The sequence below is a fragment of the Peribacillus sp. AS_2 genome (assembly GCF_026891895.1).
GTDB lineage: Bacteria > Bacillota > Bacilli > Bacillales > DSM-1321 > Peribacillus > Peribacillus frigoritolerans.
This window is the reverse complement of record NZ_JAPTGA010000019.1, coordinates 23,649-44,681: the sequence shown is the minus strand read 5'-3', so window position 1 is coordinate 44,681 and position 21,033 is coordinate 23,649. Positions and strand designations below refer to the sequence as shown.

At 35.4% G+C, this 21,033-nt stretch carries 27 protein-coding genes; 3 read left to right on the top strand and 24 right to left on the bottom strand.

Translation table 11 applies throughout. The features are described from left to right. The 9 genes from OTG27_RS23750 to OTG27_RS23710 form a co-directional block, all read right to left on the bottom strand. Positions 1-849 (bottom strand): alpha/beta fold hydrolase, encoded by an 849-nt coding sequence (locus OTG27_RS23750; protein WP_268938322.1) that lies wholly within the window; start codon positions 847-849, stop codon positions 1-3. Between the two features lie 111 nt (positions 850-960). After that, on the bottom strand, positions 961-1,536 hold the full coding sequence (locus OTG27_RS23745) for a TetR/AcrR family transcriptional regulator (RefSeq protein WP_057279053.1): 576 nt from the start codon (positions 1,534-1,536) through the stop codon (positions 961-963). 328 nt (positions 1,537-1,864) lie between these two features. Continuing rightward, a complete protein-coding gene (locus tag OTG27_RS23740; protein WP_106028661.1) occupies positions 1,865-2,353 on the bottom strand; it encodes a GNAT family N-acetyltransferase in 489 nt (162 codons plus the stop codon). A 141-nt stretch (positions 2,354-2,494) separates the two neighbouring features. Continuing rightward, positions 2,495-2,839 carry a hypothetical protein gene (locus tag OTG27_RS23735; RefSeq protein ID WP_268938321.1) on the bottom strand — a complete coding sequence of 115 codons (345 nt, stop codon included), beginning with the start codon at positions 2,837-2,839 and terminating at the stop codon, positions 2,495-2,497. 154 nt (positions 2,840-2,993) lie between these two features. Next, on the bottom strand, positions 2,994-3,422 hold the full coding sequence (locus tag OTG27_RS23730; RefSeq protein ID WP_096340373.1) for a hypothetical protein: 429 nt from the start codon (positions 3,420-3,422) through the stop codon (positions 2,994-2,996). 226 nt (positions 3,423-3,648) lie between these two features. Further along, positions 3,649-3,780: a DUF6254 family protein gene (locus OTG27_RS23725; RefSeq protein ID WP_222425611.1), complete on the bottom strand. Its 132-nt coding sequence runs from the start codon at positions 3,778-3,780 to the stop codon at positions 3,649-3,651. Positions 3,781-3,848: 68 nt separating this feature from the next. After that, positions 3,849-4,031: a hypothetical protein gene (locus tag OTG27_RS23720; protein ID WP_034310968.1), complete on the bottom strand. Its 183-nt coding sequence runs from the start codon at positions 4,029-4,031 to the stop codon at positions 3,849-3,851. A 268-nt stretch (positions 4,032-4,299) separates the two neighbouring features. Further along, positions 4,300-4,830: a spermidine/spermine N(1)-acetyltransferase gene (gene paiA, locus OTG27_RS23715; protein ID WP_268938320.1), complete on the bottom strand. Its 531-nt coding sequence runs from the start codon at positions 4,828-4,830 to the stop codon at positions 4,300-4,302. 25 nt (positions 4,831-4,855) lie between these two features. Next, positions 4,856-5,308, bottom strand: a complete 453-nt coding sequence (locus OTG27_RS23710; RefSeq protein ID WP_057279061.1) for a MarR family winged helix-turn-helix transcriptional regulator — start codon at positions 5,306-5,308, stop codon at positions 4,856-4,858. Between the two features lie 104 nt (positions 5,309-5,412). Here OTG27_RS23710 and OTG27_RS23705 point away from each other — a divergent pair, with 104 nt between their 5' ends. Beyond that, positions 5,413-6,057 (top strand): YczE/YyaS/YitT family protein, encoded by a 645-nt coding sequence (locus OTG27_RS23705; RefSeq protein WP_268938319.1) that lies wholly within the window; start codon positions 5,413-5,415, stop codon positions 6,055-6,057. Positions 6,058-6,194: 137 nt separating this feature from the next. On the opposite strand, the gene OTG27_RS23700 is transcribed toward OTG27_RS23705, so the two are convergent. The 4 genes from OTG27_RS23700 to OTG27_RS23685 all read right to left on the bottom strand — a co-directional run bounded on the left by OTG27_RS23700 (position 6,195) and on the right by OTG27_RS23685 (position 10,526). After that, a complete protein-coding gene (locus tag OTG27_RS23700) occupies positions 6,195-6,686 on the bottom strand; it encodes a DUF6584 family protein (protein WP_268938337.1) in 492 nt (163 codons plus the stop codon). Positions 6,687-7,216: 530 nt separating this feature from the next. Next, positions 7,217-8,857, bottom strand: a complete 1,641-nt coding sequence (locus OTG27_RS23695; protein WP_268938318.1) for a spore germination protein — start codon at positions 8,855-8,857, stop codon at positions 7,217-7,219. A 499-nt stretch (positions 8,858-9,356) separates the two neighbouring features. Then, complete coding sequence (locus tag OTG27_RS23690; protein WP_268938317.1) at positions 9,357-9,809, bottom strand: hypothetical protein; 453 nt, start codon at positions 9,807-9,809, stop codon at positions 9,357-9,359. 42 nt (positions 9,810-9,851) lie between these two features. After that, positions 9,852-10,526 carry a VOC family protein gene (locus OTG27_RS23685; protein ID WP_268938316.1) on the bottom strand — a complete coding sequence of 225 codons (675 nt, stop codon included), beginning with the start codon at positions 10,524-10,526 and terminating at the stop codon, positions 9,852-9,854. 533 nt (positions 10,527-11,059) lie between these two features. Here OTG27_RS23685 and OTG27_RS23680 point away from each other — a divergent pair. Continuing rightward, entirely contained in the window at positions 11,060-11,218 is a 159-nt protein-coding gene (locus tag OTG27_RS23680) for a hypothetical protein (protein ID WP_164468811.1), read from the top strand. Between the two features lie 158 nt (positions 11,219-11,376). On the opposite strand, the gene OTG27_RS23675 is transcribed toward OTG27_RS23680, so the two are convergent. The 5 genes from OTG27_RS23675 to OTG27_RS23655 all read right to left on the bottom strand — a co-directional run bounded on the left by OTG27_RS23675 (position 11,377) and on the right by OTG27_RS23655 (position 14,872). Further along, complete coding sequence (locus tag OTG27_RS23675; protein WP_054399329.1) at positions 11,377-11,658, bottom strand: hypothetical protein; 282 nt, start codon at positions 11,656-11,658, stop codon at positions 11,377-11,379. Between the two features lie 10 nt (positions 11,659-11,668). Further along, complete coding sequence (locus OTG27_RS23670) at positions 11,669-12,058, bottom strand: SHOCT-like domain-containing protein (RefSeq protein WP_268938315.1); 390 nt, start codon at positions 12,056-12,058, stop codon at positions 11,669-11,671. A gap of 13 nt (positions 12,059-12,071) precedes the next feature. Next, positions 12,072-12,437 (bottom strand): DUF2089 domain-containing protein, encoded by a 366-nt coding sequence (locus OTG27_RS23665; RefSeq protein WP_268938314.1) that lies wholly within the window; start codon positions 12,435-12,437, stop codon positions 12,072-12,074. A 504-nt stretch (positions 12,438-12,941) separates the two neighbouring features. Then, positions 12,942-13,802: a transporter substrate-binding domain-containing protein gene (locus tag OTG27_RS23660; RefSeq protein WP_268938313.1), complete on the bottom strand. Its 861-nt coding sequence runs from the start codon at positions 13,800-13,802 to the stop codon at positions 12,942-12,944. Between the two features lie 683 nt (positions 13,803-14,485). Continuing rightward, the gene (locus OTG27_RS23655; RefSeq protein ID WP_268938312.1) at positions 14,486-14,872 is read right to left on the bottom strand and encodes a DUF1259 domain-containing protein; all 387 of its coding nucleotides are present in this window, start codon (positions 14,870-14,872) and stop codon (positions 14,486-14,488) included. A 648-nt stretch (positions 14,873-15,520) separates the two neighbouring features. On the opposite strand from OTG27_RS23655, the gene OTG27_RS23650 reads away from it, so the two are divergent. Continuing rightward, the gene (locus tag OTG27_RS23650; RefSeq protein WP_268938336.1) at positions 15,521-16,348 is read left to right on the top strand and encodes an MBL fold metallo-hydrolase; all 828 of its coding nucleotides are present in this window, start codon (positions 15,521-15,523) and stop codon (positions 16,346-16,348) included. Positions 16,349-16,675: 327 nt separating this feature from the next. Here the strand turns inward: OTG27_RS23650 and OTG27_RS23645 are convergent, their stop codons facing one another. From OTG27_RS23645 to OTG27_RS23620, 6 genes are all read right to left on the bottom strand, one after another. Beyond that, a complete protein-coding gene (locus tag OTG27_RS23645) occupies positions 16,676-17,173 on the bottom strand; it encodes a P-loop nucleotide/nucleoside kinase family protein (RefSeq protein ID WP_063574962.1) in 498 nt (165 codons plus the stop codon). Between the two features lie 201 nt (positions 17,174-17,374). Next, entirely contained in the window at positions 17,375-17,569 is a 195-nt protein-coding gene (locus OTG27_RS23640; protein WP_096340516.1) for a hypothetical protein, read from the bottom strand. Positions 17,570-17,777: 208 nt separating this feature from the next. After that, positions 17,778-18,053, bottom strand: coding sequence for a hypothetical protein (locus OTG27_RS23635; RefSeq protein ID WP_258249343.1), 276 nt, complete (start codon positions 18,051-18,053; stop codon positions 17,778-17,780). Between the two features lie 526 nt (positions 18,054-18,579). After that, positions 18,580-19,020 carry a cell wall hydrolase gene (locus OTG27_RS23630; RefSeq protein WP_098186141.1) on the bottom strand — a complete coding sequence of 147 codons (441 nt, stop codon included), beginning with the start codon at positions 19,018-19,020 and terminating at the stop codon, positions 18,580-18,582. A gap of 393 nt (positions 19,021-19,413) precedes the next feature. Further along, complete coding sequence (locus OTG27_RS23625; RefSeq protein WP_268938311.1) at positions 19,414-20,028, bottom strand: undecaprenyl-diphosphatase; 615 nt, start codon at positions 20,026-20,028, stop codon at positions 19,414-19,416. A gap of 237 nt (positions 20,029-20,265) precedes the next feature. Continuing rightward, positions 20,266-20,910, bottom strand: a complete 645-nt coding sequence (locus OTG27_RS23620; RefSeq protein ID WP_268938310.1) for a YczE/YyaS/YitT family protein — start codon at positions 20,908-20,910, stop codon at positions 20,266-20,268. Positions 20,911-21,033 lie beyond the last annotated feature (123 nt).

Sequence of the window (21,033 nt, the reverse complement as noted above, 5' to 3'; positions counted from 1 at the left end):
TTAATAAGAATTAGAATCAAGGAATGAATTTACGTGTTCTGCAAATATTTCTGGAAATTGAAACAGGTGCCCGTGACCAGAATCAGGATATATAATCAGCTGTGCTTTCGGTAATTTCTCTGTTAAGATATAACTGTTTTTAGTCGGTACCATCACATCATTAACACCATTAGTAACAAGTACAGGGTGTTTGATGTTTTGTAACCATTCATAATCATGATTGGATTTTTGTTTAGCCCATTTTGCAATGGCTTGTAATTGTGCCTCTTTTACTTGTTCTGAACTGTTTACTTTTTTCTGATTAAAAATTCTTTGTAGTGAAGCCATTCCTGCAGATTTACTTGTTTCGGTTTGTCCGTAGAAAAAGAACATAAAATCATTTATTCCATCTTCTTCCGTTCCTCCGTGACGATTCATTCTTTCTAAAATTTCTGGATTTGGATTAATACCAGATTCAGGCGAAGTACCTGCCATAATAATTTTTCTTACTAAATCTTCCTCTTGTAAAGCTAGCTCTTGTGCAACCATGCCACCAATGGAAAAACCAAGAATGTCAACTTGTTCTAATCCAAGAGCTTTTATAAATGTTGCTGTATCTTTAGCCATATCAGCAATTGTAGTAGGCGTTAGTCCATCGGTCTCACCCACCCCTTTATTGTCAAACAAGATTACTGGGCGTGTATTTGCAATAGGTTCAAGCATGTTTGGATCCCAGTTTTCCATCGTTCCTCTAAAGTGAACAAGAAATACTACTGGTATACCATCTTGCGTACCAAATTTTCTATATGCGTAACGAGTTCCATCTGCTTCAATAAATTCTGATTCTGTTGGTATTTTAAAGTTAGTCATTATTGTGTTCCTCCTTAGAAATAAAAAACGGTTTTATACGTATGCATTATGATGGTTTGTTTCATGTCCTTTTTTAGAATGAACGTTCTAAAAAGAGTAAAAAAAAGAAAGCTAGTCCAACACTGAAAGTGCTAGAGTGATGATGCCTTCTAATTCTTTTTTATTGTAATTAGTTTTTATTAGTACTCTTATACCTACCAAATTGTTGTGTAAGAAACGAGATGTGTTATCAGAATCGATTTCTTTTGATAGCTCTCCACTAGTCTGGCCCCGTTTTATAAGGTTATTAAACATATCTTCAGTACGGTTAAACATTTTTGTGACTATGCGTCCAATTTCTTTGTCCAGCAAAGATAATTCTATGGCTGCATTTACTGATAGACAACCTTTTGGGTATTGTTCAATGGAATTCAGTACGAAAATAAACACATCACGGATCGTCTGTTTAATGGATGAAGTGCTACTAATTATCCTTTCCATCTCATTGACGATGAGCTCTTCATAGTGATTAAGGGAAGCTAAAAACAATGAACGCTTGTCACCAAATGTATCATATATACTCCTGCGGTGTATTCCCATATGATCCACCAAATCTTGCATGGATGTTTTTTCATAACCCTGTTCCCAGAAAAGCTCCATTGCTTTTCTTAATACTGCTTTTTCGTCAAACTCTTTACTTCTAGCCATTTTATTTCTCCTTTAAAAAATCCATGAACCAATACTAACAAAAACAAACGTCATAATCCATTATAGAATGAACGTTCTAAAATAAACACATGAATTTCAAACCATGATTAGATAATACCCTTTTTAGAACGATTAGTAAAGAATTATAACTATCCAATAATCCCCAATAAATTTGCTGCATGCACTCATACCAAATAAACAAGAAACAGCAATTAGAAAAAAACATCTGAGCCCTTACTCAACCAAACTGCCCCTGATAGTTGCCATAAGAAAAAGCTGTCTTTAAGGCAGCTCCGATCTTCAGCCAACGCACCCGTTGTTTATCTGTTTAAATTTGAAAGGATTGAACCAAACATTCTTCATTATCGACAATTTGCTTTTTTTCTTCAAAATCTATATTTAGCTCACTGAAAATCTTTCTCCAAAATATAACAGCAGGGATATTATTGGCTAATTGAACAACAAAGTAACTACCTTTTTTTTGTTTAAACAATTCCTTTAATAATGATATTGCAGTACCTTTTCTTCTATATTTTTTCAAAATGAAAATATCATTAATGCTGTAATCATAGTCCTTATTTAAAAATGGCCTTTCTAACAGTAATAAAAACCCTGCAATTTTCATATCTTTTTTCAAAAAGTATGGGGTTAATCCTTCCTCCTTCCAAATTAATTCAAATGAATCAAATTCAAATGAGCCATCTGTTGATATGTCTAAACCCTCGGTAAACTCCGAAAGGTCATGTAAATAAAGCGAATATAAATTCTGAAGAATATGCTTTTCATCTTTGGAAACGGGGTTGAATGAAACAGTCATCGTTATCCCTCTTTTACCATTTATTAAGCTCTTACTTCATTAATTTCGATATAAACTTCCATTTGTCCTTCATGAACTCCCCTGCCACCGTTAGTTGCATAAAGAAAAAGCTGCCTTAAAGACAGCTCCGTGGAATAAGGGTTAATGATTTTTATTTGCATACATCCTTGCCATTGCCGAAGGTGAAAATTTAATTCTATATGTCCCTTCAAGTTCTTTCTTAATTTTATCCGTTAAAGTTAAGCCTTGTTTATTGTGTTCTTCTTCAAGTTCAATCCCATTAGGAAGCAATTTATCTTCATCCCAATCAATCCATTCACCATACCTATTTACCCATTCAATCAATTCATTAGTTAACGTATCTGAAATCGGAAGGTCATCTATATCCAAGTTACAACCACATTGATTGCACCATATAGGATCCGCCCCAACATCCCCTTCAACTTTCAACTCATATGTTTCTTTTTGTTCACATAAACATTCCATATTATTTTCTGACTCCTCTACTACACGCTTTTTTATTATATTTTACATGACTTTTGCTAAAGTAACCTATCCTATTAGTTCAATAAGAAAAGCGATTCTTATTAAAGAATCGCTGAGTTTATAGACAAATATCCTCCGAAAAATTGAGGGAATCTCATGCCTTTTCCCTTATCCCTTTTCGATCATGTAAAATTTCTTGAATGATTTCAATATGAACAAAAGACCATGATCTTTCATGAAAGTGAAGAAACACACTTATGGAAAGAATGGAAATATATATTATACTAAAGACGACCCAAAGCAAACTCCCATCTTTAAAAAGGAAATCTTGCAATTGATTTGAAAACAGAAGAAAAAGCCAAGGTCCAGAGGATATTATAATAGGAATGATCCCCGATCCGTTTTTCTCTTTTATCATACAATAATAAACTTTTTTTAACGTATCGCTATCAATTGAACTGTAAAAATTTTGAATTTCTTCCACTTCAATCAGTTTCTTCATCCCTTTGAAAGAACGGTCTTTGTTTGATGCTTTTTTTAATTGAAGATAAATTTTATGAGCATCTCCCCGTAATGAAAACATATATCTGATCTTTCCCCCCTTCCAAAAAACTCCTTACTGAAAGGTTTTGTAATACTCCGCATTTTTATGTAGTCTTTGTCTTTTACAGTATCTACTTAAGGGGATACATACGAATCATTCTAAAAATCCAGCTCGTAATAAAAATCTAAAAAGACCATAATCATCGATGATCATGGCCTTTTAGGTAATGAAAAGAGAGGGAATCACCTCTCTTTCTTAAACCGTTTTACTTAGTTCCAGATTCATTTTTGCCCGTATCTTCAGCTAATTGTTCAAATGAAGGGACCTTACCATGTGGATTCTGAGATTGTTTACGATCTTTCCATTGGCGTTCTTGTTGTCGCTTAGATTGAGTCATCTAAATAAGCTCCTTTACATAAAGTTAAGTAAAAAGTTTGAAGCACGATAAGCGTACTCGAGCAGGCATCAATGCATGCCTTTCCACTCACCTTGATTTTTAGATGCTTTTTCTTTTTTTGCTTTATTTTTATGTGCTTGATTGGCATTTGCACTGCCGAATTCTTTAGAGAATTCAGAATCAGTTTTACTTGAATCAAACCCTTGTTTGTTTTTTTGATCTGCATCATTTTTCTTTGTTCGTTTTGCCATGTATACCCCTCCTTCTTATCTTTAGTATGAGATCTGAAAGAAGAAATATACTCCGAATAAAACCGGCAGCAGCATGAAGAATCCTTCATGTAATTCGGGTAAATAATAAAGTGAATAATGAGTTCGAATTCGTATTTAACCGTTCGTGCAGTATATCCAAATTATTGAACCTGAGGGTTAAATAAAAATGGGCTATATGTGGTTTTTTTTTACCTCTTTTCCATCAGTTCTGCCATTTGTTTCGAATTTGGATTTCCTTCATTATTTATCAATGATGCACCTTTATGATTGTTTTGGTCATTATAAAGTCCGTTTGTTCTTCATCACCCATATAAAAAGAGTGGGCTCCAGTTTGAACAAACCCAATTTTCTTATAAAAACCAATGGCATTTTCATTTTTTTCCCATACGCCCAGCCAGATTTTCTTTTTATTACGTTCCATCGCCATGTCCATTGCTTTATTTAGCAGACACTTACCAAGCCCATGTTTTTGAAATTTGTTCTTTATATAAATCCGCTCGACTTCAAGTGAATCATCACCCATTTCTTCAGTTTGAGCATCATTGGTATTGACCTTTAAATATCCAGCGACTTCATTATTAAAATAAACAAAAAAGAATTGCGAAGAATTATTGGATAATTCTTTTTCTAATTGGTTTAGGTTAAATGCCCTTTCCAAATAGGCATTCATATTTTCGGGTGAATTCTGATGCTTAAATGTCTCATTAAATGTTTCATAACTAATTTCTTGAAGAATGCGTGAATCGTCTAGGGTACACTTTTTAATATTTGCAGTCATTTAAATATGCCGCTCCTCTATATAATCAATAATTTCTCTTGTTTCCCTTTTTTACAAATTCCCAGTCTTTCTCTACATTTTTTCTTACTCTTTGAAGAAGATCGGAAATGGTTTCTACTTCTCTTTCCGAAAGTCCCTCTAATGCAACGGTATTGGAATAATCATTTTCTCTTTTTATAAAAGGATAAATACTTTTTCCTTTCTCCGTTGGAAAGAGCTTTTTAATTTTTTTGTTGTGTTTATCTTCTTTCTTTTCAATAAAGCCATTGATTTCAAGTTTTTTTATAGCACGAGCTGCTGTTGTTCGATCTACTTTTATCATCTCAGCTACCTTTTCCTGAATCATTCCTGGATTTTCACATATTCGCACAAGGTACAAATACTGCCCTTTTGTAAGGTCATGTTCTTTAAATTCGATATTGCTTATGGAATCTAATGCTCTTGCTATCATTCCAATTTCACGAAGAATTTCCTTCATAATAAACTCCTTAACACGTATTTTTGTTGCAAATGCAATAAAAATGACCTATATTAAATTTAACGTAATTTTGTTGCGTTTGCAACAAAAAAGGGGGCGGTATAGTGAAATATGTTTTTTATGTATTAGGAATTTTAATATTAACCCTTGGTATTTCTTTCACTATACAATCAGATCTTGGGACTTCACCTTTTGATGCACTTCTGGTGGGACTATCCATAAATGCGGGGCTTACTGTGGGAAGTTGGGAAATCATAATAGCTTTGATCTTGATATGTTTTAATTCATTTTTAAAAAGGCAAAGACCAGAAGTTTTGGGGTTGTTAACAGCATTTATAACGGGTATCGGGATTGATATGTGGCTTTTTATATTGCACAATTTGATAACGCCTGAACTATGGTACAGCAAAGTTATTTGTTTTGGAATCGGCTTGGTTGTTATAGGATTAGGAACGGCAACATATTTACACACAAATTTTGCACCGATTCCAGTTGACCGATTAACATTAATCATAAAAGAATTAACGAAAACTAATATATTTTTTTCAAGAACAGCCATTTACCTCGCATTCTTGATAATGGCAATGATATCAAATGGACCAATTGGCGTTGGAACCTTATTAACCGTTTGTTTAGGCGGGCTAATACTCAATTACTTTATGCCATTTACTGAAAAAATATTAGACCGCATATTAACACACCCTAGTACATCACCCAATTATGATAAAGATAAAAAACATTCAATATAGAATGATTTTTATCTTTATCGTTCAACTAACTTGCTCCTAAAAAGACTGCCAGCGATGGCAGCCAGATTTTAAAAGTAACGCACCCGTTAGGTAAAGAACAAGTACTATAAAACTCTCTTATAAAGCAAGATTACGGATCAAAAAATCCAGGTGAAAAAAGCGTAAACTCCGACTAATGCAAAGAGAATTGTTAATATGATTATTGAGAAGCAACCCAAACTAGCCAAATTATCTTTTAATAGATCGTCAGGTTGTTCCAGCAGACTCTCTTTCACTTTATTTTGTATAGGCGAAATTACCTGATCCAATTCCAGTTCTATTAAAATTTCACTATCACCTTTAAATTTCAGAGCTCGTGCTATACTGAAAGGATCGTTTCCCACGGATTTTTCGAACAAAATACACGCTTTTACCATCTCTGATGTCTTATTCTTTTCTAAATACCAATAACGACCTGCCATGGAAGGGTATTTCAATGCAAAATAGATGTCCCCCAGCTTTCTGCGCAGTTCTAACTCATTAGGATAGGTCGAAATTAACCCGTGTAGCCTATCCCTTGCTTTCCCTAAATCATTTTTTTCAATGTCCTCTTCTATCTTCTTAATCGTTTTAACAGGTATCTTTTCTATATAAACACCTCATTATCTTTTCTTTATATTCTTTATTTCTAGATCGTTCAAGATAGTTCCTTCTGCAATTTTTACTCCCATGGATTTTCATACTTAGTTCTAATTTTATCGACTTTAGTATATTCGCAAATGGTATCTTTGCCTGATGAATGGACTTTCATCGTTTTTTTTTCGACTATAATAGTAAGGTTGTCAGAACCGCCACCATAATCAAGTTCGTAATCATTGCTCTCAATATGCTTATATGTTCCGGTAGATTGTTCCCCGCCTTGGACTCTTGAATTTTGAATTTCAAAATTATTTTCCCCTTTAAAGGTAAAGGATTTTCGACAAACACGCTTATCTCCACCCGAATTTTTCCATTATCCTTTCCAAGATGGTGCTTTTTCTTCACCACACGCAGCTAATACTAAAGCAGACATTGCTGAGATCATTAAGGCTTATGTAGAGTTAACACGATCTGTGAAGGACAACAACCCGAATTCAATAAGGAATACGGGCAGAATCATTAAGAACAGAACTATCTATTTTTACGATTCATTGCCGTCACCTTTTTTCATGTTAAAAGTCTTGATTCCACGTGATGTAGGAGGCAGCGGCCTTTGATTATTGCCTTCCCTTTTTAAATTATGAGTGGAGCTTATAAATTTGGGTCTGTCTTTAAACGCCCATATTGGTCTCCTGAAGAATGTATCTCCTAGTCCTTCCGGGTTAAGTGGAGCAAGTGGTGACATATAAGGAACTCCGAATGAACGTAGGCTACATAAATGAACTACGACGACAAAAAGGATGAGAATCACACCATATAAACCCATTATGCCTGCGCAAATGATAAATACGAACCGCAGCAAGCGAGCCGAAATTGTAATGGCATAGGAAGGGGTCGCAAAACTTGCAATGGCAGTGATTGATACGATGATGACCATCGCCGGCGATACAATGCCAGCCTCAACGGCAGTCTGCCCAATTACAAGAGCACCAACAATGGACATAGTTGAACCAATCGCTTTGGGCATCCGTATGCTTGCCTCTCGTAAGAGTTCGAATATAACTTCCATCATGAATGTTTCGATAACTGCCGGAAAAGGGACCGTTTCCCGTTGTGCTGCAATAATGACGAGCAACTTTGTCGGAATTATTTCCTGATGAAACGTTGTAGCTGCCACATAAAGAGACGGGGTAATTAGCGATATTAAAAAAATTAAAATACGTAAAACACGTATAGATGAGGCTATATCAAAGCGCGCAAAGTAGTCCTCGATAGATTGAAAGAACTGAATAAATAACGCAGGCACCAGCAAGACAAAAGGTGTTCCATTTACAAAAATGGCTACTCTTCCCTCAAGGAGATTGCCAGCGACCTTATCAGGTCTTTCTGTATAATCAATAGTGGGGAATGGGGTCATGACCTGGTCTTCTATCAATTGTTCAATATATCCGGATTCAAGAATGCTATCAAAATTTATTCCTTTTAAGCGCTTTTTAACCTCCTCGACGATTCCTTCTTTGGCAATTCCATTTATATACATGATGGAAACATCCGTCTTTGTCACCGTCCCAATTTTCATTGGCTCTATCCATAAATCCGGACTTTTAATGATGCGGCGTACCAAGGCTATATTTATCGCATTCGATTCCGTAAATGCTTCTCTTGATCCGCGGACCACTGAATTTGTGCTAGGTTCCTGAACGGAACGCCTTTCCCCCCCTTTTGTACTTGCAACCAATGCCATGTTTATTCCGTCAATAAAAACGATGCTATCCCCTGATAATAATGACAAAAATAACTTTTCCCATTCTGTGATGGTTTCTACACCGCCAAGTGAAACCACATCCTCAGAGATCACCTCCAGCACTTCATGTGGAAGCAGCTTTTCTTTTAGTTGAGGATTTTTCATGATGGATTCAATCAAATAGTCTGTAACGCTTTGACTGTCTATCAGACCCTGTACATACAAAATGATCACTTTAATCTCAGGATTTTGACTCGTCTTCAACGTTCGGAAAATGATATCTGGGCTATTTCCCGTTTTTTCTTTCACGATATCCACATTGGCCTTTATATAGCTGTCAATATATTGGGGTATTTTACTTTTAGATTGACCTTTTTCGTCCGTTTCTTGCTTATCAGGCTTTTCCCTTTGTCCTTTTTGTTTAAAAAAAGAAACCATAGCACCAACCCTCGTTCTTTCCTTTTTCGTTCTAATTTGTCCAAAAATTGTTCTTTAGGATAATTTAACGAAAGTATAACCACACGTGGTAAATGAAACTTTCATCAATACGATAGCTCCATAAAAATCATTTAGTATTCTTAATATATTTTTTTGATTTTTTGTAGGGGCAGCTCTCTACGTTTTATTTTTTAATAATATGCTCTTACAATTGATGGTTATACAAGAATCAAACTTATAATAAACTGCGCTTGCTGTACTAAGCTGCAAGAAACTACAGATGGCAGCCGGATCTCCATTAAAAAAATCAGCTTCCTTTACTACGGTTATTTTTTCCCCTGTTGAAATAGCCTGCCCCTTTAGCTGCATAAGAAAAAGCTGCCTTTTTAGACAGCTCCACCTTCAGCTAACGGCCCCGTTAATTTAGTACTATTCTTCACAAACTACTAGCTGGTTCATTAAGCTGAAATAACATTCTGTTAACGAAATTGTTGTATGGTCAATGTTTTTGGTTCTCTTTATTAGATAGATATTCCGCTACATCTTTTGGAACTTTAAAATACAAATTCAGTTTCTTGGTTCTAAGTTCGATATAAGGGCTATCTTTATATGTAATAATTGTAGCGACTTGTTTAAGTCCCTTTTCATCTGTATTTGGCTCTCCAAGTTTGACTGTATCTTCTTGGTACATCTTATAAATACACTCCTTAGTTGAAGTTGAAGGAGTATCTACAATACGCCATTTATTAATTTCAAGTGTATTAACAAATTCATTTACTTCATCTTGATTGTCTATAACGCTTAAAACCAATTCTGGATTTTCTTCTGACGATACTTCTATCTTTTGGGATTTATCAAGCCCAGGGTCTCCTTTCAGATCATTTTTTTCATTGCTACATCCGAATAAAAGTACAGAAACAAATATAAATATCATACAAACTTTTTTCATCATTGCCTTTCCCCCTCAAAGAATCAAAACCATACACTCACTGTCTCAATATATCTGAAATTCATTATCGGAATTGATGATTATTTTATTGTTATTTTTTAATGTAATCTCTAGAGGAAATATGGCAGATGTTTTATCGGAGAATATCCACCTTCTCCCAGGTTGGGCTAATATAATAAATACTCCATTCCTTTTTTCACCCATGAAATTAAGGGAATTTTTACTTATTGTATGATTGTCGCGCTCATACACACCAATTTCCTTTAATTTTTCGCTCACACTTATAGTGTCTTCTACAATTAAACCTATTTCACTTATGTTTAAAATGCTTTTAACCGAAAAAGGATCCATACTATCATCAGCAATTCCATATCTTGAAATAAATTCTACTATATTACCAGAAGGATCATAGAAATAAAGAGCATGGGCAGGTAAATGAGTAAAATTAGCTTCATCTTCCCCATCTTCAAAAAGTAAACTCACTCTTTCTTTTGCCCATGATTTTGCCTCATTAAATTTGTTAGCCGGTATGTTAAAAGCAAAGTGATAATAGGGGTCACCTTTTACTTCTTTTGTTGTAAACTCCATTTCACCTGTACCAACAGCCATTCGGAAGCTATTCTTATCTTCATTAATTAAAGAAAAACCTAACGTTCCAATATAGAAATTTTTCATTTGCATTAAATTTTTAGTCTGTAAAACAATCGATTTAATTTCCATTGATAATAACACCTTCCTTGTATATCTAATTATTGAGTAAGTCATCTATAAAACGTACTGACATTCTGATTAAATCATAATTATCATTAAGAGTAAATTTATTCTATTTTTACCTACATATAACAACCTAACTCACTGTTGCTTTTGTAATCTCGCTTATTGATTCCCTTTAGCTGCATACGAAAAAGAGCTGATGACAGCTCCTTTATAATGTAGTAAAGAATCTGTTAGTTCATTAAGAAAAGCATTTCTTATTAAGGAACTGCTGAGACTGTAGACAAATTTGAAGAAATCGAGTTTGCCTCCCGTTTTTTATGGCTTGTACAATTTGCAGCGGATTTCCGCTAGAGACACTCGCTTTCCGCGGGAGTCTCGCACCTTTCTCTCCAATCAACTTTGTTATAGCATTTATATAGAAACCATACCTGATGAGCTGAACGTGTTAGTTTGGGAACTTCATTTAAAATCAATTAGTACTCTTGAACCTTTTTGTAAATAATAAGAGTGTTAAACATAAATTGAGGAGGAATTGTATGCAGCAGAATCAACCAGCTAAAGGGAACTCGGGCTCCATTATGAAACCGGAATTTGCCGGAACTGATGCACAAAAAGTAAAACAACAAATTCAAAAAGATGTAAGCGAAGGACAAGGTGCAATGACTTCCCGAGAGGCAGGAGCAATGCGCGATTAAAAAAGCGCCCGTCAACAATCGGGCGCAACAACATATTTATAACCCCGTCCTATAGAACGGGGTTATGCTTGTTTAAGCTTTTAAAATTAAATAACTTTGTGAGAAATTAGGATTTTCCTTCAAAATGCCAGGCAGTGGTCGGTGTATTCTATAATAAATTATAGTCTAACCTTAACCTCAGTACCGTCCTTAGCTCTGACATCAACTAGCACGATCCCTTTATAATTTTTCAGTTCCTTGACGATAGGCTTTAGCATATTTTTGTCTATATGTGGAAAAGTAAAGTCCAGTTTTTTTCTTTCGAAGTGCTCTTTTGTCCATTTGTTTACATTTTGCTGAAGAAATTTTGAAGATAAAATGGAAATAACAATATTTAAAATGGCATATGGAACTGGGATGGTAAACCGAACGTCTTTTGCTTTCACTTTTACATGCATCATAAACAACTCACTAATCAATGATGACTGAAACGGTATCCCCGTTTGCCGATTTAATATCAACAATTTGGCCATCTAATTCGTTTTCGATTGCTTCCATGATAAGGCTTATGTCTACATCTTTAACGTATTTTTCCGATTGAGGAATACTCGCTGCAATGCTGTGTCCAGCCATTAATACTGCCTTGACCAGTTTTATAGGCAAGTTGACCGTGACGTTATCATTTTCGGCTGATACAACACGAATTTTTAATGTTTTATCTAAATATTTTGTCGGCTTTTCCAAAAGCTTATTACCTGTCTCTTCTTTCTCTTTTAAGACTTGAATCAGTTCAGATCCCTTATCTGCGTCAATTTTCCCTTCTTGAACCATTGTTAACACTCTTGTAATTTCCTCTTTCATGATAAATTCCTCCCTATTCCTCTTTTAAGAGCTTAATGGCTTCTTCTGGTGTGATTTCGCCATTTTCCAACAAGGTGACAACCTTTTTCTCGTCTACTTCATTTTTCTTCTTCTGCACATATCCAAGGGATGAAATGATGTCTGTTAGCTTGCCTCGAACCGTGGGATACGAAATCCCCAGCTCCTTTTCAACTTCTTTGATATTCCCTCTGCATGTTAAAAATACTTCCACAAAATGAAGCTGATCCTTTGATAAGGATGCCAGCTTAGATAATTCAAACTCATTTTCAATCGTAGTGTGGCAATGAGAGCACTGCAACTTTGTAATTTTCAATGTTTTACTGCAGACAGGACACTCTGTGATTACTTTATAAGCCATAATGGAATGCAATTCCTCCCTTTTAGTTGATTCGATTATATAACAATAAATTAAAAATATAAATACAAAAATTAAATTATTAAACTAAAAAAATCAATAATATTAATTTGTTATTTAACATTATTGATTTTATATATTCAACCCAAGTATTATATTTACCATAATGGTTAAATTGAACAAGCGTAACCCCGCCCAAATTTTGAACGGGGTTACGCTTGTTTTCAAATGATGACAAGTTTTAAAGTTTCGCATACTTTGTTGCTATTTACCAAGTAAAACGGTGAGGTTGATTTCCCCTCCAGATGCTCGCTTTCCGCGGGGCGGGCGGTGAGCCTCCTCGGCGTAAACGCCTGTGGGGTCTCACCTGTCCCGCTGCTCCCGCAGGAGTCTCGCACTTGCGCTCCAATCAACCTTAAATAGTTTTGTTTTAAAAACAACAATCTTTACGAAAAGAGCCTAAAGTATTAACACAGGTGGTGAAATAAAAGAGGAAGACCCTATATTCTATTCCACCCACTTTTTGTAGAGGGCATCAAATTTACCCTGGAGCTTCATTTCATCCATCCACATTTCCAAGTAGCTTGCATAAATGAAATCACCTCTTGGGATCATATAACCTTTTTCACTGTTTGTGAAAGGCTTGTCGGTTTGAGCCGCATGCAATCTTGAATCAGCTTTTGCATATAGCATTGCTTCTACTGTGTCAGTGATCATAACATCATACGTACCTTCTGCTACAAGATGCGGGATATCAAGGTTGTTTTCTACAACCGTTATGTTAGCATCGCTTAGATACTGACGGACAAATTCTTCGTTTGTTCCGCCTGGATTTACGCCAATGCGCACAGAAGGCTTGTTGATATCTTCAATGGTCAGATACTTGTCTTTATCTTCCTTGCGAATCAAAGGCACCTTACCGAATGAAAGGTAACCTTGGGATACATAAGCGCTTTTTTGTCTGGCAGTGTTGCGGGTCACACCGCCCACAGCGATATCAAATTTGTCCGCTTGCAGGTCTTTCATCATCGTAGGCCATGTGGTAGCGACAAATTTCACCTGTACACCAAGATCTTTGCCAAGCTCTTTGGCAGCGTCCGCGTCAAAGCCTTCATACTCATTCGTTTCCGGGTTCAAATAGGTAAATGGTTTGTAGTCCCCCGTCATTCCTACCCGGATGTATCCACGTTTGATAATTTCATCAAGCTGGGAAGACTCCGCTTTTTTCAAATGCCCTGGTGCATTATTAGCTGCCGGTTCAGCCGAGACGTTTTGCGAGGAGATCAGGTCATGACTGACATACCCAGTACCAAGCAAGGATAAGCTGATCACTCCAGCCATCAGTGTTTTTTTCCAATTGTTAAACATGTGATTTCCCTCCGTTTTTTGCTGTATTTTTAATTAATCCATCAATTAGTAAAAATACAACAAAATAAGAGAATCACCTTCAAAAAAAAACATTTTTCCACAATTAATAGAAAAAGGACTACACATATTAGTCATATCTAAAATGTGCAGTCCTCATTTAATGGTATCTAGTTATGGACCATAAAAAATCATAAATAGCATGAGAAATATATTTAATGCTAACAATATCTTACCAAAGTGATTTTTTATAGTTAAAACAGAAAATACAATAGAAATCAAGAATGAGAAAATGGCTATTTGGGGTGTAAAATACACAAAGTCTAAAATGCCTGACATAGAAAAAAACAAAAGAAAAATGCTAATAAATAGAAATATCATTGAAAATATTAATGCTATCGTGATATAAATAAAAATCCTGAGTTTTTTCAAATGTTGTTTCTCATAACTATTATCAACCATTTTTCCCTCCTGATATTAAGTTTGTTTAATCATTACAATCAACCTTTACCGAATACTATTCTTCAGCTGACCATTAAATACCTTCTACTAATCTGCCCGATGCTTTCATAAGAAAAAGCTGCCTAAAGACAGCTCCAGCCTGCAGCTAACGTACCCTTCGTTCAACAAAACTCGTTTTTTACCGTGTTTATGCCAGCTTCATTTTACCAATTTAAGGAAACCCGTTAGTTCCGTAGCGCTTTTCTGACTTTCTTTGCAAAAACTAATGGATCTTCAACAGCTTCGATATTAACGTAAACCAAATTCGGTTTATCGAAAAGCCACTCATTGTGTATGGATGAAACTATTATTCCTTGTTTAAGAATGGAAGCAACAAAATTCTCGACTTCTTTTTGCAAGAGTGCTACCCTGCCTAGGCACAATGCCCGTCCAGTATGATTATCTCTGGATTCAAATGAGAAAGAAGAAGTTACTCCAAAACGTTTCCCTAAAATTTTCACTTTGAGTTCATTTCGATTTATGGTTGCCACACATTTGCCACCCGCAAATCCTTCTTGGCCGCCGATAATCTTAGCAAACTTTTGACAAATCAATTCATCATTAGATGCCAATCTATTCATCTCCTCCCTAGTCTTAATAGGATATGAACTAATGAATAGATCCGAAACGGATATATATCTATTTTGAAATAAGAATTATGCTGATTACTCATATCTTATTCAAACTATCCTGTAAGAAAAGGACCGATCGTCACAGCTCACTAATTAACGAACACCCGTTAGTTCTATAAGACTTATCGCAGATTTGACACAGACTGTGAATGGGAGACGGTGCAGTGAGCGATATAGACAAACGAAACAGATTAAGTGAAGAACCATTTACTTATCGCTTATCGAATAACGAAAAAAGGAACAGTAGTAATCTATTACAAAGGTAAACAAATTAAATTTTTAAAGGATAGGGAGGCTCTGCGTCTAATAGAAAGAATCAATGAAGTTGAAAATAATATAACAGAACTACAGTTATTGTTAGCTAAAATTACGGGGAACTTTAAACGGGGTAACGAGAAGTTGGGTAAAAATAAATAAACTAAGCCTTCGTATTTCGAGTACACAACGCTTATGGAACTAACCCGCCCCTTTAGTTGCATAAGAATGATAGCATGGATGCAGGAAGGAGAATTTGAGCATTAAATTTCAAAATATTACCTTATTTAATTATAATAATTAATAAAGTTTTTTGTAAATAAGGGGGAAAGTATTTTGGTTAATTATATTTGTGAAACATGTGGAGTCCAATATGAAGGTTCTATAGAAGTACCCAATCAATGTTTGATTTGCGGGGAAGAAAGACAATATATTAGTCCTAAAGGGCAGACATGGACAACATTAGAACTAATGATAAAAGATGGAATATTTAAAAATTCTTTTAATCTTGACGAAGAGGGGTTATATAGCATAAATACTAGTCCGAATTTTGGAATCGGACAAACTGCTTATCTAATACAAGATAAGAATTTTAATTTATTATGGGACTGTATTACATATATTGATCAAGATACGATTACCCAAATTGAAGATTTAGGTGGAATTGATGCTATTGCGTTATCTCACCCTCATTATTTCTCTAGTCAAGTGGAATGGGCCGAAGCTTTTGACACTCCGATTTATATTCATGAAGATGAAAGAGACTGGGTAACGAGGCAAAGCGAAAAAATTATTTTCTGGTCTGGAGAATCGCTTGAATTACAGGAAGGTGTCATACTTCAGCGAATTGGCGGACATTTTAAAGGCGGCACCGTTTTAGAATGGAAAAATGGAAACAGCCAGAACGGAATTTTACTGACTGGGGATATCATTCGGATCGTTGCCGATCGTCAATGGGTAAGTTTTATGTACAGTTATCCAAACTTCATCCCAATGCCAAGTGTAACAGTCGAAAGAATCGCAAATCGGGTTAATGAATTTAACTTTGGCCGTTTATATGACGCATTTCACCGAGTAATTAAAGAAGATGCCCATAACCAAGTTCAAAAATCTGCAGCTAGGTATGTTAAAGCACTAAATGGAACATTGTTTACTACATAAATACAAGTACAAATTAATAATAAATCAAAAATAGTTTTCAATTCTTCTACCTTTTTTACAAACAGAAATGCTAATATCCGAAATCATAAAACTTTTTTCTCAAACTTTTTTCAAACCAACAAAAGCCACCAAATTGGTGGCTTTCTTATGCTGCTAAAGCACCTGTTAGTTTAAGTGTACCACTTCACAAAGTTACATCGATTTTAATATATATATTAAAACTTTTCCTACTCACCATTTCACTTTATATCATAAAGAGTACCTCCAAGAACAGAAGGTACTCTTTACACACGAATCATCTCATTTAACGCTGTGTTGAACTCCATGTTATTCTTTTCCACTAAACTCTAAAATATTTAAACCTTCGGATGCTTCTGGTGCTTCAAAAAATTTATTAACATGATTAAACACCGCTTCCGTGTCAAAAGCTGCTCTTTCGGGTTGTTCGTTACGCCTTTGTGCAATTTGACGTAAGCATTGCTCGTTATTTAGATTAAGGAAAATTAGTTGATGGTTTGCATTGGCCTCTGACGCCATATCCAAAAACCACTTTCGTAATTTTTGAGTGTTAGCTGGAAAATCCATCACTACATCTGTACCGACACTTAATATGTTTTGGACATGCTTTTTCACCAACGGCTTGAGCTGCGCCGAGAATTTTAGATAGTCCTCAAATGATGCGATCTGATCGGGATAAAGTGATGAAAGCCATTCATCCTCAGACAACAGTACCGCATGTTTATCTATTGCCAATTGTTTTGATTTAGTTGATTTTCCTGCGCCCATTTTTCCACAGAAAAAGTATAGCGTCCCCAATTGTTTCATATTTTTTAACCCCCCGGGCTTATTTTAGTGATTGTTGTCCCCCCTTAAAAATACTACCATAAAAATCCAAACCCTTGTTTATCTAACCAGCCCCGTTAGTGCCATAAAGAAAAAGCTGCCTTAAAGACAGCTCCGATCTTAAGCTAACGTCCACGTTATTTATTTATTTTTTTGAGATTCTAATTTCTTTTGAGAAAGAAATTAAGCTAATGTAGCAGTTAGCAATGTTACCAGTAATGGAATTGAAGTCTTACCAAACACTACTTCTTGACTTAAATTACTCTCTATCGAAGAAAAATCGGGAGTATAAGAAGCAGTAAGAATCAAACCTGATCCTATTTGAAATACCATATATATCATTACGAAACTAATTAAAAACACAAGATACTTTTTCAATATCGTCACCACCTATTACATTATTTTACCATTTTTACCATTGTAATTGTTCTGCCCTGATGGTTCTATAAAACCTTTCGCGGAGTTAACACAAATTGTGCAACAATTTTCAAAGCTAAAAACCATCCTTTAAAAGGATGGCCTGAAAATGGACATTTATTTAAGATTAAGACATTTTATTCAAACAGCTTATTGTGGGAAAGTAGTCTTATTCTTTATTTCTATAAGCTATTATGGTCGTTTTTAGTGCAGCATAATTTCCAATCGCAGCATAACCATAAAACCAACCCATAAAGATACCTGCTACTAAGCTGTGCCTATGACTAATGAAAATGGAAATCAGCAGGCCAAGTGCCAGTGCTATGGAAGGTACAATTTTTTTTGAAACATTAAAGTAAACTTTAATTATTTGAGTTAGGAGCATTATAACAGGTATTGCTATCACGGCGTCCCAAAAGTTTGTATGTATTTCAGGGAAATTCATTTAAGTAAATTCACCTCTTATAGATAGTATGGTCTGATTTTTTAGGATTTAAAACACGCCAAGTATTCCAATTGTCACGGGTCACCAGAATTGTTGCTAAGGGGCCCCAACAACACGTTATGAATAGAATTTGCTACATTAAAGAAATTATTCCAGAAGCGATGCCGTTTGAGGGTAGACACAAACCCGAGAAATACATAACGATTGTGTCACAGTACGAATAAACGGTGGACACAAACTGGGTAGTTTTCATTTTAATGCGAATGTATGATAATGCTAAGAACCGTATTTTCAAAAGGCCGCCAATTGGCAGCCTTTTTTGCGAAGAAATGTACCTAATCTAACCTGCCCCGTTAGTTCCATAAAGAAAAAGCTGCCTTAAAGACAGCTCCAATCTTCAGCTAACGCACCCATTAGCTTAGGTACAATAATTCACAATCCTACTTTTTTAGATAACACTATTACTAAAAGTTTTATTTTGTATGAATATTTTATATATGTAAAAAAGCTTACTCAAAGAGTAAGCTTAACCTCTATAAACACTATCACATGTTCCAGGCTTTGGTTCATAAAAACAATGGTCTTTAAATTGACCAGTATGTGGTTGATCATACCATGTTGGAGGGCATGGAGCATATGGATTAAAATACCAAAGAGCATATCTAGCCGGATGCTGTCTCCAGTGCTTCAAATTCTGTTCTGCTAATCTTCTTTCAATACCTCTCGCTCTTTGATAAAATACATTCCCTTTTTGAACAGCTTCAAAAGAATAATTTCCTCCTTGTACTTGATAAATGACTTGTGGAATTGTTCTTAAACCTTTAAAGTCTAAACAATTAGCTACAAGACGATTCACAATTACATTTCCAACAAATAACATTCCTAGTCTTCCTTCACCTTCGGCTTCTGCTCTCATCATCCTTGCCATTAAGTCAACGTCTGAACTTGTGTATTTTGCTCTTGTCATTTTTCCACCTCAAAAATATTGTATGAAAAATAGCCTACAGTCATGTCATTATTTATGTAATTTAAATGCTTAGTTATAATGACTTACAGCTTTTAGGTAAAATGAAAACTATTGCATTCTTTTTTCCCTTAATTCAACTAACCTGCCCTTTTGTGCCATAAGAAAAAGGCTGCCTTAGCAACCTTTTGTTATACTTTCGACCTTTTTTTTGTAAAACCGTTGTTTAAAACTTACTGTTTAATCATTATTACATTTCAAGAAGTAAATCATCCTTGATAATTACATATTTTTTGTCCTGCTCCGTTCGGTTCTTGAAACAAGACTTAAAACAACAAATGCAAGTGAAACAATGACCGATTCTGTCCGCTAATTTGTATATTAATTAACCCTTTTTTAATAGTCCTTTGACTGACCTTTCTTTTGTTTGGATAGGGCAGATAGAATGGATTGTTCGCCCACCCCTTGATTTCTCAAAAATTTCTTGGTCAGACTTAACTTAAGAACAATTTTGTAAACGATCATCGCTGAAACGATACTGATGATGGCTCCAACAAGAACATCTGCTGGATAATGGACACCTACCCAAATTCGCGAAATGCCTACAAGAACGGCCAAAATTCCCCATAAAAATCCCCAACCCCTTTTGAACAACCAGAAGGTTATGCAAAATGAAAAAAATATGATCGTATGGTCGCTTGGAAATGAATTATTGACTGCTTTTTCAACTAACTTATTAACGTTGGGCAACTCAGCAAAAGGTTGATAATTCGAGTGGAATTGCCCTGCTATTTTCGCCAATATTTCCGAGATAACTAATGCAATAAATGCACAGATTACCATGATTCTATTTTTATTACTTCGAGAAAACAAAAACATCAGGACTGCCAATACTAAGAAAAATATCATGTATTCAGCGATGAATACAAAGAAAGGATTTAAATCCGTGTATTGTTTACCTAGATTATTAATCAATCTAAACAAATTACTATTCATTTCGGACAAAGCCATTGAAAAATTCCTCCTGATTGTTTATCACTTAAACCTTCATTATGCTCCATTATGTAAATAAGATGAACTTCAATTAAACCTATATTTTACATCTTTCAGACAGAAAGTCCATAATCAACGTGGCCGTTTAATCCTCCATTTATAATAAACTATCTCCCTCCTAACCTGCCCCTTTAATTGCATAAGAAAAAGCTGCCTTAAAGACAGCTCTGAGAATAAAGGACATACTCCTTCCCATTATAACGGAACCTCAAATTGTCCCTTACGCTTCTTCTCCAAACTCACGATAAAGGAACGCATCAGTTTCATGGAAAACTGAAAGACCGGGCTTTGAATAAAGGTATATGCAAACGTCATAATAAACACTGGACCTCCAAGGATGAAACCGATAATCAAGACGATGCTCTCGACAACGATTCTTGCCCAACTGACCGATAACCCGGTTTTTTCCGAAACGGAAAGCATGAAACCATCCCTGGGACCTGCCCCAATTCCCGCAGCCACATAAATCCCTCCGCCAATTCCGGTTATGATGATACCCGTCAACAATATGAGTATATTCAACCACCAATGCTCCGTTTCATGAGGAAGAATGTTGAGATGCAAAAAGAAATCCATGATCGGGCCAATTGACAAGGCATTTAGAAAGGTACCAATATTAATATACTTCCTATCCACGACAAAGACGATCAACACAAGTACTAAACCACACATGACACTCCACGTTCCAATTGTGAAACCGAACCTCTCGAACAGGGCGACGTTTAAAACTTCCCAAGGATGGAGCCCCAAGGATTGAACATTCACCGCAATCGCATTCCCTAATCCAAAAAAAGTTAATCCAAGAAAAAAAATAAAATACCGTAATAGCCGCAATGACATCTCTTCACCTCTACACCTTTTATATCCATCTACTATAGATGAAGCAGGTTAAATGAACAAGATGATCTATCCAAATCAAAAGTTGTTACCAAATGATTAACAGTGAAGCACATAAAGACGTAC